This is a genomic window from Agaribacillus sp. DX54, from assembly GCF_056858335.1.
Genome location: NZ_JBXEQE010000010.1, coordinates 19,034 through 35,338, shown reverse-complemented (window position 1 = coordinate 35,338; position 16,305 = coordinate 19,034). Strand labels below are relative to the sequence as shown.

The 16,305-nt window shown below is 44.0% G+C and carries 15 protein-coding genes; 2 read left to right on the top strand and 13 right to left on the bottom strand.

All coding sequences use genetic code 11. The annotated features are described in order from the left end of the window. Positions 1-6: 6 nt before the first annotated feature. From acs to AC04NP_RS12865, 7 genes are all read right to left on the bottom strand, one after another. The gene (gene acs / locus AC04NP_RS12895) at positions 7-1,911 is read right to left on the bottom strand and encodes an acetate--CoA ligase (RefSeq protein ID WP_482860171.1); all 1,905 of its coding nucleotides are present in this window, start codon (positions 1,909-1,911) and stop codon (positions 7-9) included. Between the two features lie 20 nt (positions 1,912-1,931). Continuing rightward, positions 1,932-2,291 carry a response regulator transcription factor gene (locus AC04NP_RS12890; RefSeq protein WP_482860170.1) on the bottom strand — a complete coding sequence of 120 codons (360 nt, stop codon included), beginning with the start codon at positions 2,289-2,291 and terminating at the stop codon, positions 1,932-1,934. A gap of 35 nt (positions 2,292-2,326) precedes the next feature. Then, positions 2,327-5,041: a sodium:solute symporter family transporter gene (locus AC04NP_RS12885; protein WP_482860169.1), complete on the bottom strand. Its 2,715-nt coding sequence runs from the start codon at positions 5,039-5,041 to the stop codon at positions 2,327-2,329. A 295-nt stretch (positions 5,042-5,336) separates the two neighbouring features. Beyond that, positions 5,337-7,037 (bottom strand): sodium:solute symporter family protein, encoded by a 1,701-nt coding sequence (locus AC04NP_RS12880; protein ID WP_482860168.1) that lies wholly within the window; start codon positions 7,035-7,037, stop codon positions 5,337-5,339. A gap of 25 nt (positions 7,038-7,062) precedes the next feature. Continuing rightward, positions 7,063-7,320 (bottom strand): DUF4212 domain-containing protein, encoded by a 258-nt coding sequence (locus AC04NP_RS12875; protein ID WP_482860167.1) that lies wholly within the window; start codon positions 7,318-7,320, stop codon positions 7,063-7,065. A 16-nt stretch (positions 7,321-7,336) separates the two neighbouring features. After that, positions 7,337-8,617: a porin gene (locus tag AC04NP_RS12870; protein ID WP_482860166.1), complete on the bottom strand. Its 1,281-nt coding sequence runs from the start codon at positions 8,615-8,617 to the stop codon at positions 7,337-7,339. A gap of 126 nt (positions 8,618-8,743) precedes the next feature. Beyond that, positions 8,744-9,163, bottom strand: coding sequence for an IS1/IS1595 family N-terminal zinc-binding domain-containing protein (locus AC04NP_RS12865; RefSeq protein ID WP_482860165.1), 420 nt, complete (start codon positions 9,161-9,163; stop codon positions 8,744-8,746). Between the two features lie 159 nt (positions 9,164-9,322). Between AC04NP_RS12865 and AC04NP_RS12860 the strand changes: the two genes are divergently transcribed. After that, on the top strand, positions 9,323-10,012 hold the full coding sequence (locus AC04NP_RS12860) for a membrane or secreted protein (RefSeq protein ID WP_482860164.1): 690 nt from the start codon (positions 9,323-9,325) through the stop codon (positions 10,010-10,012). 67 nt (positions 10,013-10,079) lie between these two features. Here the strand turns inward: AC04NP_RS12860 and AC04NP_RS12855 are convergent, their stop codons facing one another. From AC04NP_RS12855 to AC04NP_RS12845, 3 genes are all read right to left on the bottom strand, one after another. After that, entirely contained in the window at positions 10,080-10,544 is a 465-nt protein-coding gene (locus AC04NP_RS12855; RefSeq protein WP_482860163.1) for a hypothetical protein, read from the bottom strand. A 165-nt stretch (positions 10,545-10,709) separates the two neighbouring features. Further along, entirely contained in the window at positions 10,710-13,166 is a 2,457-nt protein-coding gene (locus AC04NP_RS12850) for a S9 family peptidase (protein WP_482860162.1), read from the bottom strand. Between the two features lie 57 nt (positions 13,167-13,223). After that, on the bottom strand, positions 13,224-13,484 hold the full coding sequence (locus AC04NP_RS12845; RefSeq protein WP_482860161.1) for a hypothetical protein: 261 nt from the start codon (positions 13,482-13,484) through the stop codon (positions 13,224-13,226). A gap of 155 nt (positions 13,485-13,639) precedes the next feature. On the opposite strand from AC04NP_RS12845, the gene AC04NP_RS12840 reads away from it, so the two are divergent. Beyond that, entirely contained in the window at positions 13,640-13,792 is a 153-nt protein-coding gene (locus AC04NP_RS12840; RefSeq protein ID WP_482860160.1) for a hypothetical protein, read from the top strand. 4 nt (positions 13,793-13,796) lie between these two features. Here the strand turns inward: AC04NP_RS12840 and AC04NP_RS12835 are convergent, their stop codons facing one another. The 3 genes from AC04NP_RS12835 to AC04NP_RS12825 are packed head-to-tail and all read right to left on the bottom strand — an operon-like array spanning position 13,797 to position 16,204. Then, positions 13,797-14,381: a HupE/UreJ family protein gene (locus tag AC04NP_RS12835; RefSeq protein ID WP_482860159.1), complete on the bottom strand. Its 585-nt coding sequence runs from the start codon at positions 14,379-14,381 to the stop codon at positions 13,797-13,799. 1 nt (position 14,382) lies between these two features. Beyond that, the gene (locus tag AC04NP_RS12830) at positions 14,383-14,913 is read right to left on the bottom strand and encodes a DUF6702 family protein (protein WP_482860158.1); all 531 of its coding nucleotides are present in this window, start codon (positions 14,911-14,913) and stop codon (positions 14,383-14,385) included. After that, on the bottom strand, positions 14,894-16,204 hold the full coding sequence (locus tag AC04NP_RS12825; RefSeq protein WP_482860157.1) for a dipeptidase: 1,311 nt from the start codon (positions 16,202-16,204) through the stop codon (positions 14,894-14,896). The genes AC04NP_RS12830 and AC04NP_RS12825 overlap by 20 nt, the downstream gene beginning before the upstream one ends. Positions 16,205-16,305 lie beyond the last annotated feature (101 nt).

Here is a 16,305-nt window from a genome sequence, read left to right as displayed (position 1 = left end):
GGCGTTTCAAGAGGGTGTTAAAGCCTTTTCTTTAATTTGCTCGACTACAGCAGGATTAAGAAGGGTCGACGTATCCCCCATGTTGGCCATATCGCCTGAAGCAATTTTTCTGAGAATGCGACGCATGATTTTACCGGATCGCGTTTTAGGAAGTCCGGGAACAATCTGTATTTTGTCAGGCTTGGCAATAGGGCCGATAATTTTTATTACGGTTTCCCTGATTTCATTGATCAGGTTTTCCTCAGACCTGCCTTCCATATCACAAATTACGTAAGCATAAATGCCCTGCCCTTTGATTTCATGCGGATAACCTACCACTGCCGATTCGATAACTTTGGGATGTTCGTTAATGGCATTTTCAACTTCAGCAGTACCCATGCGGTGGCCTGAAACGTTGATGACATCATCCACACGACCAAGAATACGGTAGTAGCCGTCTTCGTCTCTTTTCACGCCATCTCCCGTAAAGTAGTAGCCCTTAAAGCTCGAAAAGTAGGTCTGCCGGCACCGCTCATGGTCCCCGTAAGTGGTTCGCAACATGGAAGGCCAGGGAAATTTTATACAGAGATTGCCCTCTACCGTATTGCCGGTCAGTTCTTTACCGTTGTTATCGACAATAACAGGCTGAATTCCAGGCAATGGCAGGGTGGCGTAAGCAGGTTTTGTAGGGGTAACACCGGCAATAGGAGAAATCATAATTCCCCCTGTTTCGGTCTGCCACCAGGTATCTACCACCGGGCATTTCCCTTTGCCTACATGGTCATGATACCAGTGCCAGGCCTCTTCGTTGATAGGTTCACCCACAGAACCAATCACCTTCAGCGAATCCAGTCGATAAGGTTCGATGGGCTCCGTACCGAATACCTGAAGGGCTCTGATAGCGGTCGGGGCTGTATAAAACTGATTTACCCGGTGCTTATCGCATATGTTCCAGAAACGCCCCGGATCAGGATAGGTGGGTACTCCCTCGAACATCAGGGTGGTGGCGCCCGCCAGCAATGGCCCGTAAACAATGTAGGAGTGACCGGTTATCCACCCAATATCGGCCGTACACCAATACACATCTCCTATACTATACTGAAATGCATTCTGAAAAGAATAACAGGTGTAGACCATATATCCACCACATGTATGCACTACCCCTTTGGGCTTGCCGGTTGAGCCGGAGGTGTACAGGATAAACAGCATGTCTTCCGAATCCATGATTTCGGCTTTGTTCTCTTTGGCCATACCTGTAATGGCATCGTGCCACCAGATATCCCTGCCATCCTGCATATCGACCCGTTGCCCTGTACGCTGCAGCACAATCACTTTCTCAGCTGAAGGAGCCGACTTCAGGGCCTCGTCTACAATTTCTTTTATGGGAATAGTCTTATTGCCTCTGAAGTTGCCATCGGAAGTAAGCACCATTTTAGCCTGGCAGTCGTTAATACGGTCGCTCAGTGACTGGGCAGAAAAACCGGCAAAAACCACGGAGTGAACCGCACCTATCCGCGCACAGGCCAACATAGCCACGGCGGCTTCGGGCACCATGGGCATGTAAATAATCACCCTGTCACCTTTACCGATGCCATGGGCTTTCATGGCATTCGAAAACTGACATACCATTTCATAGAGCTCACGATAAGTGATGATTCTTCCGGCTTCTTCGGGATCATTGGGCTCCCATATGATTGCCGGCTTATCACCAAGAATAAAAAGGTGCCGTTCCAGAATATTCTCCGAAATGTTAAGCTTTGCATTGACAAACCAGTTGATGTTCGGTTCTTCAAAATTCCATTCCACCACGCTGTCCCAACGCCGTTGCCAATGGAAGGAATCGGCTATTCTGGACCAAAAATTCTCCGGATCCTGAATACTTTTCGAATATTCATGAATGTAGCCGCTTAATGTTTGTATTTTATTACTCATATGCCACCAATATTTAGGATTTAATTTGTTAGTTCATCTACCTTTTGCATCAGGTTTTTTGTAGAAAAGGGTTTGGTCATGTAAAAATCTGCTCCTGAATCATATCCTTTCTGAATATCACTTTCTTTTCCTTTGGCAGACAGAAATATAACCTTTGTACTGAGCCCTTTCTGTTTTTTTATATATTCACATACTTTGTAGCCATCTACCTTTGGCATCATAATATCCAAAACCACGACGTGGGGCGTTTCATTATCAACAATGGAAATGGCCTCTGAACCATCCCTCGCAATAAACACCTCAAAACCACTTTTTTTCATCAGAAATTCTAATGACATAATGATATTGGGTTCGTCATCGACAATAAGTACTTTTTTCATAGGTATCTAATATGTTATCATCTCCCCTCGTCATTTCACTGCAAATTACCCAGAGGGATGCTAAAAGTAAATATTGATCCCTTATTTTTACTACTTTCTACCCATATTTTGCCACGATGCCTTTCAATTATCTTTTTACAGATAGTCAATCCCAGCCCACTTCCTTCCGATTTTTTAAGGTTTTGATCCCTGCCCTGATAAAATGCTTCAAATATCAGCTCCTGACTTTCAGCCGGAATACCGTGGCCATTGTCCTGCACCGTCAGTTTAACAGCGTCATGCCCACTGTTCGTGGAAATCTCAATAACCCCCTGTTCAATAGCACAAAATTTAATAGCGTTAGAGATGAGATTGATCACTACCTGCATCAATCTATCTTTATTTCCCTTTACAAGGGGCAAACCGGGTAACAGGTTGAGCGAAATTTTTATACCCTTATCCCTGGCGATCTGCCTGACCGTATTTACCGCATCATTTACAATATCATTGAGTTGTACCGGCAAGAGATCCATTTTCAACTTGCCTGATTCCATTTTCTCTATATCCAGCACCTGGTTGATGAGTCTTTCCATCCGCTTTGTTTCGCTCGTAATGGTTTCAAGAAAATTTAAACGTTCCTCGAGGCCCAGTGCCGGGTTGTCTGATAATATTTCCGAAAACGCCCTGATGGAAGTAATAGGGGTTCTCATCTCGTGAGTTACCGTAGAGATGAATTCGTCTTTAAGCTTATCCAGCCGTTTTAACTCTTCATTGGCTTTACGCAGCTTTTTACTGGCAATTTTAAGTTCTTTGGATTTTTGTTTCAATTCTTTGTTATCTGATATCACCTGCCGTGATTCCTGCAGGATGTTAAACACATCGCTCAGGTCTATGTGATCTTCTTTCACCACTGTGGCAATAAGTGCATGGGCAGAAGCCGAGCCTACAGCTCCGGAGAGTAGCTTTTCGGCGTAATTTACCACTCTGAAATCCGCTTCAGCCGATTGTGTGTCCAGGTTGTTGTCAGCGATGAACCGGCCAAAGGCTTTTTCAGTCCGTTCCTTACCTAAAAAAGCGCTTACTAATGATTTTATATCTTCGACATATGCCGTGCCTTTCCAGACAATGGAGCTTTCATACACTGTCGAATATTTGAAGATGTCCACAAAAACCTCGGCCTGATTGGTTTCACTTGTAGAGCGTACGGAAAAAAAAGAAGCCACAAAGAAGGTAACGAGGTTAAAAAACAAACTCCAGAAAAATCCATTGTTAATGTAGCTCAGGGAAGTCAGGCCAAGAAACTGCTGGGGTTTCAAAAGTGATATGCCAAATGGTCCTTCAGTTAAAATGGATTGACCTAAAATATTCGAACTTACCATCGCCGGCACAGTTAACGTATAAAACCATATGACAAAACCGGCGATTATGCCGGCGACAGCCCCGCGACGGGTAGCCCCTTTCCAATAAATCCCCAACAAAGCAGCGGGGGCAAACTGGGCCACTGCGGCAAAAGATATAAGCCCTACCGAAACCAGTGAAAACTGCCCACTGATGTACTTGAAATAGAGGTAAGAAAACAACAATACCAACACGATCATCGTCTGGCGACTTCGCACCAGGATCATACTCAGGTTATCTGTAGAGGTGGCAGACAACCTCTTGCTACGCAAAATGACCGGCATAAAAACACTGTTACTTAACATCACTGCCAGTGCAGTGGCAGAGACAATGATCATACTGGTAGCAGCCGACAAACCTCCGAGATAAGTAAGCATAGCCAATAAAGCGTTATGGTTGCTCACCGGAATGGCCAGCAGATAGGTATCGGGATCAATCATTTCGTCCTGGAAAAGTAAGTTACCACCCAGGGCTACGGGAATTACAAAAATGTTGATCAGTAACAGGTAAAGGGGAAAGAGCCACATGGCCTTTTTCAAGTGCCCTTCCTGACAGTTCTCCTTCACAGAAACATGAAATTGCCTGGGAAGCAGCAAAATAGCGATCATGGAAAGCAGGTTTAGCCACATCCAGTTACTATAACCGTTTTCTTTGTTTATGGTAACAAGTTCTGCGTAGCCCGGCAGCGCTGAGGCCTGTGTAAAAACATCAGAGAAGCCATTGAAAATGTAGAAAGTCACGTACGCCCCGGTCACGAGAAAGGCGATTAGTTTGAAAACAGATTCAAAAGCTATGGCAGCGATCAGCCCCGTATTTTTCTGGTTGGCATCGACCTTCCGGGCACCGAAAAGAATGGTGAAGACCACCAGGAAGAGTGTGATATAGAAAGCCGTATCATTAAAAAAAGAAAACTCATCATTATGGTATATCGCGGTGCCCATCAACGTGGAAAAGCTTACAGAGATGGCCTTGATTTGTATGGAAATGTAAGGTAAAACGCCTATTACGCATACCATGGTGACCAGGCCGCCCAGGAAAGGTTCTTTTCCATACCGGGTGGAAATAAAATCGGCAATCGTTGTAATGCGCTGAACTTTACAGATTCGAATAATTTTTCTCAGTATCACCCACATCAAAGGGGCCATCAGAATCGGCCCGATGTAAGTGGTTAAGAAATCAAGTCCTTCATTTGCCGCCCTTCCGACGCTGCCATAATAGGTCCAGGCTGTGCAATATACTGCCAGGGACAATGCATAAATATAAGGATTATTGACCCACCGGCTATGCCTGTTTTTCTCTGCCCAATAGGCTATTGCGAACAACAAGCCGAGGTATAAGAATGAAAAAAGTATAACAAGCCATTTAAATTCCATGGTCTTTGTCTTTTAACTTGCGGGTAACAAACCAAGTACAAAGAATAAGCGCCAGCCACGACAGTATAAAGTAAAAGAACAGAACAGGGATCCCCAGAACCAAAGCAACATTGTTGAAAACCTCGACCACGGGGGCGTGAAAAAGGATTGAAAAAATAACAAAAATAACGATCAATGCCTGTGTCCCTCTGGAAATCATATGCAAATCTGTTTGAGATAAATGATGTAACGATGACGATGACAAAATGCTATTGTCTACGCCATCGCTTTAATAAATTTAACGATTTCTTTTTAATTAATGATCAATGGCATCGCCTGATCCTTTGGGAAACCTTATTTCTTCTACCAAATGCTGTACGCTATCCGGAGGATGGGAAGTAAATCGTGATACCACTATGGATACTACGAGGTTGACCATCATCGCTATCGTACCAAAACCCTCCGGAGAAATGCCCAGCCACCAGGAAGATTCAGGGGGTTTTTCATCCACAAACCAGCCCAACTTAAAAACTGCCATATAGAAAAACATCAGGGTGATACCAACGATCATTCCGGTAGTGGCGCCCTCGCGGTTCATCCTTTTATCAAATATCCCCAAAATAATCGCCGGAAAGAAAGAGGCTGCAGCCAGGCCAAAAGCCAAAGCCACGGTAGCTGCCACAAAATCCGGTGGATTGATCCCAAAATAGCCTGCGATCAGAACCGCCAGTCCCGCACCGATTCTGGCCCAAACCAACTCTCCTTTTTCAGAAATGTCCGGCTTAATTTGTTTTTTGATCAAATCGTGGGAAAGACTGGTCGATATAACCAGCAACAACCCTGCGGCCGTTGAAAGTGCCGCTGCCAGGCCACCGGCAGCTACCAGGGCAATCACCCAATCGGGCAGGTTCGCAATCTCAGGGTTGGCCAGTACCATGATATCCCGGTCGATGGTCAATTCATTTTTTTCTGTATCTGCGACGTATTGTATTTTACCATCGCCGTTTTTATCGTCAAAACCTATCAGTCCGGTATTTTCCCAGTTGATAAACCATTCGGGAACCGATGAATAACTTTGGCCCGATACAGTCTCGATCAGGTTGGTCCTGGCAAAAGCGCCGATCGCAGGAGCAGTAGTGTAAAGGATAGCGATGAATGCGAGGGCGTAACCGGCTGATTTCCGGGCATCCCTTACCTTTGGCACAGTGAAAAACCGGACAATTACATGGGGCAGGCCAGCAGTACCAGCCATCAGGGCAAAAGTAATGGCAAACACATCTATCATAGATTTGGAACCGGACGTGTATTCTGCAAATCCAAGTTCGACATGCAACTGGTCCAGCTTATCCAGCAGGTAGGTGCCCGAACCATCTGCCAGGGTTCCTCCAAATCCGATTTGGGGTAAAAAACTACCAGTCAACTGTATCGATATAAAAAAAGCGGGAACCATATAGGCAAAAATCAACACACAGTATTGAGCCACCTGGGTGTAGGTAATTCCCTTCATACCTCCAAGCACCGCGTAAAAAAACACAATGGCCATGCCGATATAGACACCTGTATTAACAGGCACTTCCAGGAACCTTGCGAAAACTACACCTACCCCCCGCATCTGACCGGCCACGTAAGTAAAAGATACCACAATGGCACAGATTACCGCCACCGTTCTCGCCACATTGGAATAATACCTGTCACCAATGAAATCGGGTACGGTAAACTTACCGAACTTACGGAGATAGGGTGCCAGCAGTAACGCCAGCAACACATAGCCCCCTGTCCATCCCATCAGATACACCCCCCCGTCGTACCCCATAAATGAAATCAGCCCTGCCATGGAAATAAATGAAGCGGCCGACATCCAGTCTGCAGCAGTGGCCAGGCCATTAGCCAACGGTGGCACCCCGCCACCTGCTACGTAAAATTCTTTGGTAGAACCCACCCTCGACCATATGGCAATGCCAATATACAATGCGAAGGTAATGCCCACAATGATGTATGTCCATACTTGAATATTCATAGTTACAGTGATTTACAGGTTTAGATTAATCTTCATGAACGTCGTACTCCTTGTCCAGCTTGTTCATCAGGCGTACATAAACAAATATCAATATCACAAACGTGTATATGGAACCTTGTTGGGCAAACCAGAAACCCAGTTTGAACCCTCCAATCCTTATGGCATTCATGGGTTCGACAAGCAGAATGCCCAGTACATAAGAGACCAAAAACCAAATGGCGAGTAAAACAATAAGATACGTTAAGTTTCTTTTCCAGTATTCTTTTAACTTTTGTTTGTTCATGTTAATGAATGGTTTACTATAAAAATATATGCGTTTGCAGTACCAATCCGTTTATCCTGTCAGGTTCCTGCTGATCGTGATTCAAAAGCGTAGATCTGAATTCCAAAGTAATCTTGGCATGGTGGCCATTGATGAACCAATTCGCTCCCAGTTGAATGGTGTTTCCCGGGTTGTCAAAAGCTTCGTAATCCCGGTTGCTGTATGCCGCGTACGGCATTAAACGGCCTTTTTCAGAGAATGCTGGGAAAAGATAGCCCAGTTGTCCATAAAACGAAGTACCTGTACCGTAGGTAGTGCCCAACGAGTAATCAGGGCCGTAGTCAAAATTGTAATACGAGGCATAGGCGTTGATGGCACCCTCTCCCACCGGCGCATCGTAGAAAGCATCCACAGCATAGTGAAAGACATCTTCTCCCTGTGGCAAGCCATCTTCAATCCTTACTGTGCCATTGGCATGAGAAAGGAATCCCGCCCCAATATTAAATACTTTCTTTTTTCCCAGATAAGTACCTACCCGGTAAGGCAGCTTTTTGGATTCCTGATCCAAAAACTGATATTCAAAATACCCCTCGGTGACAAGCCCCGCCTCATCTCCCAAAATTCTTCTGCCCGAGTAAGAAATGGAACCTTCCGAAAGATCGGCAATATCGGCCGACCCAAGAGCATTTTCAATAGGCTCATTAAAGGCTATGGTGTAATGAAATTTGCCTAAAGTACCTTTGGCATAAACACCCAAATGGCGGGCAAACTGATCCGATAAACCCAAAGTCGCCCATGCCTGACGGTAATTATCCTGAGTCATAAAGTTAAGGGTACTGGCACTTGTTAACCGGCTTAGTCCATTCCAGTAATGCAAGCCGGCCCCGATAAATAATTCTTCCCCTGCCGATACCCTGAATTCCGTCCAGGCACCATGCATAAATAGCTGTGGGCCGTTAATGGTCTCATCTGAGGTGTTTCTGTTGCCAATAGGGTCAGCATTGGAGCCTGTCAGGGTGTTGAGGCCAAAGTGGGTCAGGATCATAAACCGGGAAGAGATTTGCGCGTAGGTAAGAAACCTCGACCGGCGAAGGACCATCCTGACTCCCGGATCTTCACTTAAATTCTCCTCAGAAGCCCATATCTGATGCCAGGTAATAAACCGGATATATTTCTTGCCTTCATCATCCAGTTTCAATATCAAGGGTTGGTAGGAATGGTCTTCTTCTCCTTTTACTTCCGATTCTTGTCCGTATGCCCTGGAAATCAGTAAAGGTATTAACAATATTAGTTGATAGTTTCTCAAAGTTGCTTTCATAAAGTTGAAATTTTAGCTTATTCTATTTTAGTTAAAAGACGGCCGCCTAAAATTTCAATAAGTACAAGGTGGGGAATTAAAATCGAAAACTATGAATCTTTTACATAGTTTTGCTAATTCTATAGTTTAAACTTTAAATCGTTCCCATTTGATGAGCATGAATTTATCTCCCAACTCGGTGATAACCATACCGGAACCTTTCAGATTTCCGGGATCAGCAAGAAAATCCTGCAACTCACCGTGGTTAAAAATCTTATAGGTGGGCCGGTAGTCATATTTTTCCGGAGCCTTGATATGATATTTTTTTACCCAGTTCATGACTGACACATGACTCACACCCAGCAACCTCTCTATCTCGCGATAACTCAGTCCCTCCAGGTAAAGCTGAAGGGCCTTAATCACATAGTAATCATCAATTTGCTTTCCTAACTTATTGACAGTAAAGTGATAACGACATTTTTTGCAATGGAATCGCTGCCGGTTGCCAACAATGCCGCTTTTGATAACCTGCATGGACGAACACTTAGGACAAAGGGGAATTTGCATAACTATATTAAATTACCATATATATAGTAAATTAGCAAAATAATCGTATAAATGAACTGATTTTGGCAGCTCATTGAAGTTATAAGCCTTCAAGACTTTGAATGGCACTTTAAGATTTGTTATTTTTAGTTTTTCCAACGAAGCAACGAACCATTCGACATGAAACAAATCATCACTGCCTTTTTTCTTTTTTACCTGCTGTCTGTATCAGTTTACAGCCAAAACAAGAACAAATTACTAGGGGCCTGGAAAAATCAGGAATCGGTCATCACGATTGTCGACGGTTTCTATTCCTACGCCAAATTTGATAAAGCCTCTAAAACCTTCGCCGGCACCTCAGGCGGACCATGGGAAATTGAAAACAAGCAAATGGTACAACTTGTAGAATTTAATACCTTTTCCCCGGAAAAAGTCGGCACTACGTTGAAGAAAAATTTTTCATTGAACGGTAAAAACCTGGTTTTAGGAGACAAGACTTTTACCAGGATTGACAACAATAAACCGGGGGCCCTGGCCGGTGCTTGGCTTATTACCGGAAGAAAACGTGGGGAGGAGATGGGAGAAATCAAGGAAGGACCCAGAAAGACCATGAAAATTCTCTCAGGTACCCGTTTTCAATGGATCGCCTACAATACAGCAACCAAACAATTTATGGGAACCGGAGGGGGCACGTACACCTCTGAAAAGGGCAAGTACATAGAAAACATCGATTTTTTCTCCCGCGATAACACGCGCGTAGGGGCTTCTCTTGACTTTAAGTTTGAGCTAAAAGACGGTGACTGGCATCATTCCGGTAAAAGCAGCAAGGGTGACCCTATATATGAGATATGGCGTTTAAGGAAAAAGTGATAAAATACTAAATATCTGAAAAAAACTAACCGCCCACCAACAATTGTCCATTGTCAATCTTCCATTGTCAATTATCAATCAACTCCGCTTCTTCCAGGATGAAATTAAGATGATCCGCATCATTGGTGTTGAGTTTCAGGATGCCGGAAACCGTTAATAGCTGGTCGGGAAGGAATTTTCCCTGCTGCTGTTTAAAATAAACCTCGGCAACTGACTCAGGTCCGGCATTACCACAGAAAAAACACTGCGCATAAGGGTATCGTGACAAAATCACCGCACCGTCTTCCAGGTCAAACGGCACATAATAGCCTGTTAGTTCTATGACTGTTCCCTCTTTGGCCAGGATTTCATCACTAAACTCGGGCAACAATTGATAGTCGTCGATACGCTCATCATATTGTGATTCAAATTTAACTCCTTCAAACAACTCCCAGCCCCGTGATCCCTGGGCGGAAACCTGAACTGACGACAGAAAAATACCTGTGATGAGGGTGATCAATAGCCGTTTGCACCTAACATACCTGTGAATCATACTGTTTGCCTGTTACCTAATGAAAGCTTTGATTTCCCTTTAGTAACGTGGATTAGCTTTAGATGTTACCATCATATAGCCTCATCCCGCTCATACCGGCAATGACAAAAGTATGAGCGGGATGTACCAGTTTCAATAAGTTGTTATTTCGGTCGGCCAGCTTTGTTATTTCTCCCCTCCTTCCAGATTAATCGAGGTATCCATCTCTTTTTCACCTCCATTTTTGACGTACTTCTCGAGCAGTTGGTTCATTTCCCACAACATATGAAGGATTGACTCTTTTGCCCGGTAACCATGACTTTCATGAGGCAACATCACCAACCTTGCTTTACCTCCCAGACCTTTCATGGCCGCAAACATCCGCTTACTTTGCAAAGGATATGTACCAGAGTTATTGTCAACTTCTCCATGAATCATTAACATCGGCTCATTAATCTTATCGGCATGCATGAAAGGAGACATCGTATAGTAAACCTCCGGCGCCTCCCAATAAGTTCTTTCCTCAGCCTGAAAACCGAAGGGAGTTAAAGTTCTGTTGTATGCTCCGCTCCGGGCTATTCCGGCAGCAAATAAATCGGAGTGGGCTAGTAAATTCGCTGTCATGAAGGCACCGTAACTATGCCCCCCAATAGCTACTTTATCTTTATCCGCTATACCCATCTCCACCAATTTATCAATGGCAGCGGCTGCGTTGTTAACCAGTTGGGTTCTGAAATTATCATTGGGTTCTTCATCTCCTTCGCCAATGACGGGCATACTTGGGTCGTCAAAAACCGCGTAGCCCCTGGTAAGAAAGTAAAGCGGAGACCACCAGCCTAACCTTATAAATTCATAAGGCGAACCTTCAACCTGGCCGGCAGCATCGGCGCTTTTGTACTCATTGGGATAGGCCCACATGATAACCGGTAGCGGACCTTCCTCCTTTTTATAGCCTAAAGGCAGGTACAGGTCTCCTTTCAGATCAACCCCGTCATTTCTTTTATATTTAACGACTTGTTTTTCTATGCCCTTTAACTGCGGATAAGGATCCCCGATATCAGTTAAAGCACTGATTTTATTCCGTTTCAAATCTCTCAGAAAAAAATTTGGCGGTTCTTCCTTAGACTCCCTTCGTGTTAATATAATGCTCTTGTTAACATCCAGCACGCGTATTGGAAACTCATAATAAGGTGCTTTCGAACGCCATAACCCGGTAGTTTTTCCGGTAGCTACCTCAAACTCATGCACAAAAGGTTGATTGCCTTCCGGCGACGCACCCTGACCGGTCAGATACAACTTTGTACCTCTTTTATTAGTGAGTAATACCCGTTTACCAAATTGATTGACTGTAGTTTGAAAAGTACCGGGATCGTTGTACCGGTCCTCAAAGGAACGATCGAATATCACCTGCTTGCTACCAGCCTTGCCGGGTAAAAAGGATGAAGTAACTTGCTTTCGGGAAGTCCACCACCATTCATAAACAATCGCCAGGTTATCATCTCCCCAGGTAACACCTCCATAACGTAGATTCATGGATATGTCTGGTTGCTTAGCTTTGTTGAAAGGGGCTTCCATGTAAAATAACTGGTCCCTGACTTCCACTTCTTTAGCCGGATCCCCTTCATCCTGCGCCTCTGCCCAATACAGGGTGGCAGGAAGATCATGTCTCCACATAAACGCCCTTGGACCTGTTCGGACGGCTCCAAAGCCTTTGGGAATGCTTTCAGCCAATGGTATATCTGCTATTTTCCTGACCAAATTGCCCTGGTCATCTACCACAGTTGCCTTCAATGGAAACCTGCTGAACGGAACCAGGTAGGAATAAGGCTTGTTAACAACCGTTGTCAGAACATATTTCCCATCAGGTGACGGTGACATTTGGGTATAAATGCCAGGTTCACCGAAAGGGGTTAAGGATTTTGTTTCAAGATTAATGACTTCGAGTTGCCCGCTTGCATAATATTCGAATAGTTCTTCGTCATGTTTGTTTTTCAATAAATCCTGATAGGTTCTCACTGGTGCTTTTCTCCCGGAAGTCTCCTGAATAGTCGGACCCGAGGGCACGATGGAACTGGCGGGTGCATCTCCCCTGTTTTCCAGTACGGATCGAAAAATTATCCTTTTGCTATCGGAAAACCATTGATAGGGCGTGCCACCGAGGGCATCATTGATCACCGGTCCGGTGAGCTGTTGTGCCCTGCCGTCGTTAAAATCAGCCATCCATAGCTCCAAACCCTGATCTTTCATGAGGGTAAAGGCTATTTTCTGACCATCCGGTGACCAGCTTACATTCTGTATGAGGGGATGGGCAGGCAATCCCTGAATCTGACGTTCCTGGTCACCCTGAACACTTTTTATCTTCAGGTTTACAAAGTTACTGCCACGGCTCGGCCCATTGGTACGGGGATTGATCCGTAGTCCTGCCAGTCTTAACTCAGGCTGGGCCAGTTCCTCTATCGAGATGTAGCCCGGCCTTTCCATCAACAGCATCCAGTCACCTCTGGCGTTGACAGTGACGGCCGGCGTTTGTGGTGCATTTACCAGATCGGCAATTTCCCTGGGTGGTACCTGATAGCCGGTATTTACCTGGCCAAAAATCAGGAACGGCGTTAGCATAAAAATGGTAAGGGTTAATTTTTTCATATTTTATGGCTTTAAATTGTTATAATTTTAGCTGGTTAAACAATTATCAGTCCGGAATTAAAATACCGGTTTCCACTGTTTTTCCCTTTTATCAAGGTTTAATGCCCTGTGATTATCCCTAATATGAACATTGACAACATCGACCTGATCATCATATAATTCTGTCAGGAGTTTTGTGTTGATTACAAAGGTTTTAACACCGGAACATCCTCTATTTCGAAATGGCAGGGGGTAGTTTCCGTTATACCGGAACTCTTCCAACCCTTCCTCCTTCCATATAAGGTGATAGAAAATTAATGCTTTCGATTTACTATTCAAAATAATTTTAGTTTTTTGTACAATATAATTAACAATTTTTTCTGGCCTTTATATCAACCACCCTTACATAAAAAGCATGCCCTTCCGCAAAGTCAGAAAAAGCCAGAGCACAGAGCAACAGGAACCATCGTTTGATGTGTCTGTTAAAAGCCATAATGATCAATCAAGATACCAATGCTGCCAAAGATGCTGTCCCCAACACCAGCCAGCACGGCTGGATATCCCCGCCAAATAACCGTAACAACACCATCACATGGGAAAAACCCGATTTTGCTCTCAACGAATTATTACTCATCCTTTCCCCATAAAAAATTACCAAAATCTGTTTTCAATCATTGAAATCAGTGACATACCAGCCGCCGCTCCTGAAATGAATAAATTCCACTCCCTGGGTTTAAACCTCAGCAGGGTCAAGGCTACAAAAGCTAGTATAAATATACCGATCACCACTAATATTTGTCCTAATTCTATACCAAGATTAAAGGCCAGAAGCGGTTGAAAAATGCTTCCGAATTCACCAATCAGTGCTTTAAAATAATTCGAAAAATCCATTCCATGGATAAATCCGAAAAAAAGGGCCATAAAATAATTCCTCCGGATTTTAGGACTGGTGGTATCCGGTGGAGGGGAGACTACATTGTTTAAGGCGGTAAGAAAAATGGTGACAGGAATCAGAAATTTTATGATGGCCGACGGAATAGTCAAAATATCAAATGTGGCCAACGATAACGTGACCGAATGCCCGATGGTAAAGGCTGTAACTAAAATTAATACATGGCGCCATTGGCTTACATTGTAAACGGCACACAACGCTACCAAAAACATAATGTGATCGTAGCCTGCCAAATTTGATATGTGTTCAAAACCGAGTTTTAAGTAAAAATGAAACGGTAACATTTTAAAAGATTAAGGTATGTACTGGTGATTTTTTATTGAGCATAAGGCTCCTGGGCTCTCCATCGATATGCAGATAAACTAAGTTTGACTGGTCAAAAAACAAATCCGTAAAAACATCATCACGGATTTCGAGTTCATTGATGGGCCCAACCTGTTCGTATTGGAAAAATAACCATAAAGCCGTATTGTCGCCCTCCCCACTGAGTTTTTTATGCCTGATTTCAAGGGGCAGCTTTTTTCCATTGATTTTAATATAAAAATATTGGTTCAGGTAATTTACTAATAAAGTCTCAGCGCGGGGGCTTTCATTGGGCTTGCAAAAAGCCAGTTCTTTGCTATAAGGGTCAAAAACCAGGGCCTCATTCACATCTGTCAAAAAAAGCTTTAAATTAACTTTCAGCAGTTTTTTGTCAGAAGTGTATTCAATTTCGCACAAAGAAAGTCTTAACGGATGGGCCTTTAGGGGTAAATCAACTGGCAAGGCACCGGCCAGAAACAGCAACAATAACCTTTTAATTAGCGGCCAGTTCACCCGATTGAATTTTTTCCGCGGTGGTCTGCACTTCCCTGAACACCCTCATGATGTTACCTCCCCAAATTTTCCTGATTTCTTCTTCGGTATACCCGCGTTCTACCAGTTCTATCGTTATGTTCTTCACCTCACTAACATCAAATACCCCCTCGATTCCTCCTCCTCCGTCAAAATCACAACCGATGCCGACATGGTCGATTCCTGCTACTTTTGCAATATGGTCGATATGGTCAGCCACATGTTCCACATTGGCTAAGGGTTCCGGGTATTTTTCATTGATCGCCTGAAATTCTTTTCTGACTTTTTGTCTTTCCTCAGCAGTCAGTGCAGCCATATCAGGGTATTTTTCACGAAGCGCCGCTATTGCCGCATCGCGTTCAGTATTTTCGGGTATATCCATCAGGTAACTACTCAACATGGTCAACTGTACTACCCCACCATTTTCAGCCATTAATTTCAACATCTCATCGGTCATATTTCTGGGGCTGTCTGTCACGCTCCTGGCATTGGAATGTGAAGCAATAATAGGGGCCTGCGATATTTTTATAGCATCGTAAAAAACGCTGTCGTTACCATGGGAAATGTCCACCATAATACCTAAACGATTCATTTCGCGTACCACACGCATGCCTAACTCGCTGATTCCGCCGTGCTCATGTCCCTTTTCATCGGTAGCGGAATCCGCTAAATCATTGTTGGATGAATGCACCAGGGTAATATACCTCACCCCCTTGTTAAAATATACTTCCACATTCGATACGTCGCCTCCGATGGGGTATCCATTTTCTATGCCTATATATATAGCCCTTTTACCTTCCTTTTCCAACCTGTAGGCATCATCGGGCGTCAGGGCCAACCCGGCAAGGTCACTGTATTTTTCGGTAGAGGCTACAATGGAGTCAATCATTTGCAGGCATAATGTCTTGGCGCCTACGTTGCCTGCATCATCTCTGGCACCCTGGGCAACAAAGGCAGCGAAAAAGATACCATCCAGGCCTCCTTCGATCATTCTCGGATAATCGACTTTGGAACCGGTTTCGTTGGGGTCATGTCTTTCGCCCATGTCAAATCCCGGCTGTATCATCCTTAACGGTGTATCGGCATGGGTATCAATGGTAAGTACCCTGTCGTGAATAGCCATCGCATTTTTCCTGATCTGATCATTATCTCCTGCTGAAGCAGCATTTTCAGATTCACCGGAGTTTGTTTGGGTAGTACAGGCCGACAACATGGTCATTGCCATCAAAAAAGCAATTTGATTTACATTGATTTTTTTAATTCCAAAATGCATGATTTACTATTGTTTAAATGATAGTTAAAAAAGTAAAATAAAAACCATTCCTCATACTGTCATGAAGATAATCAAAAACACCCAATAAATAAAGTTTGAGT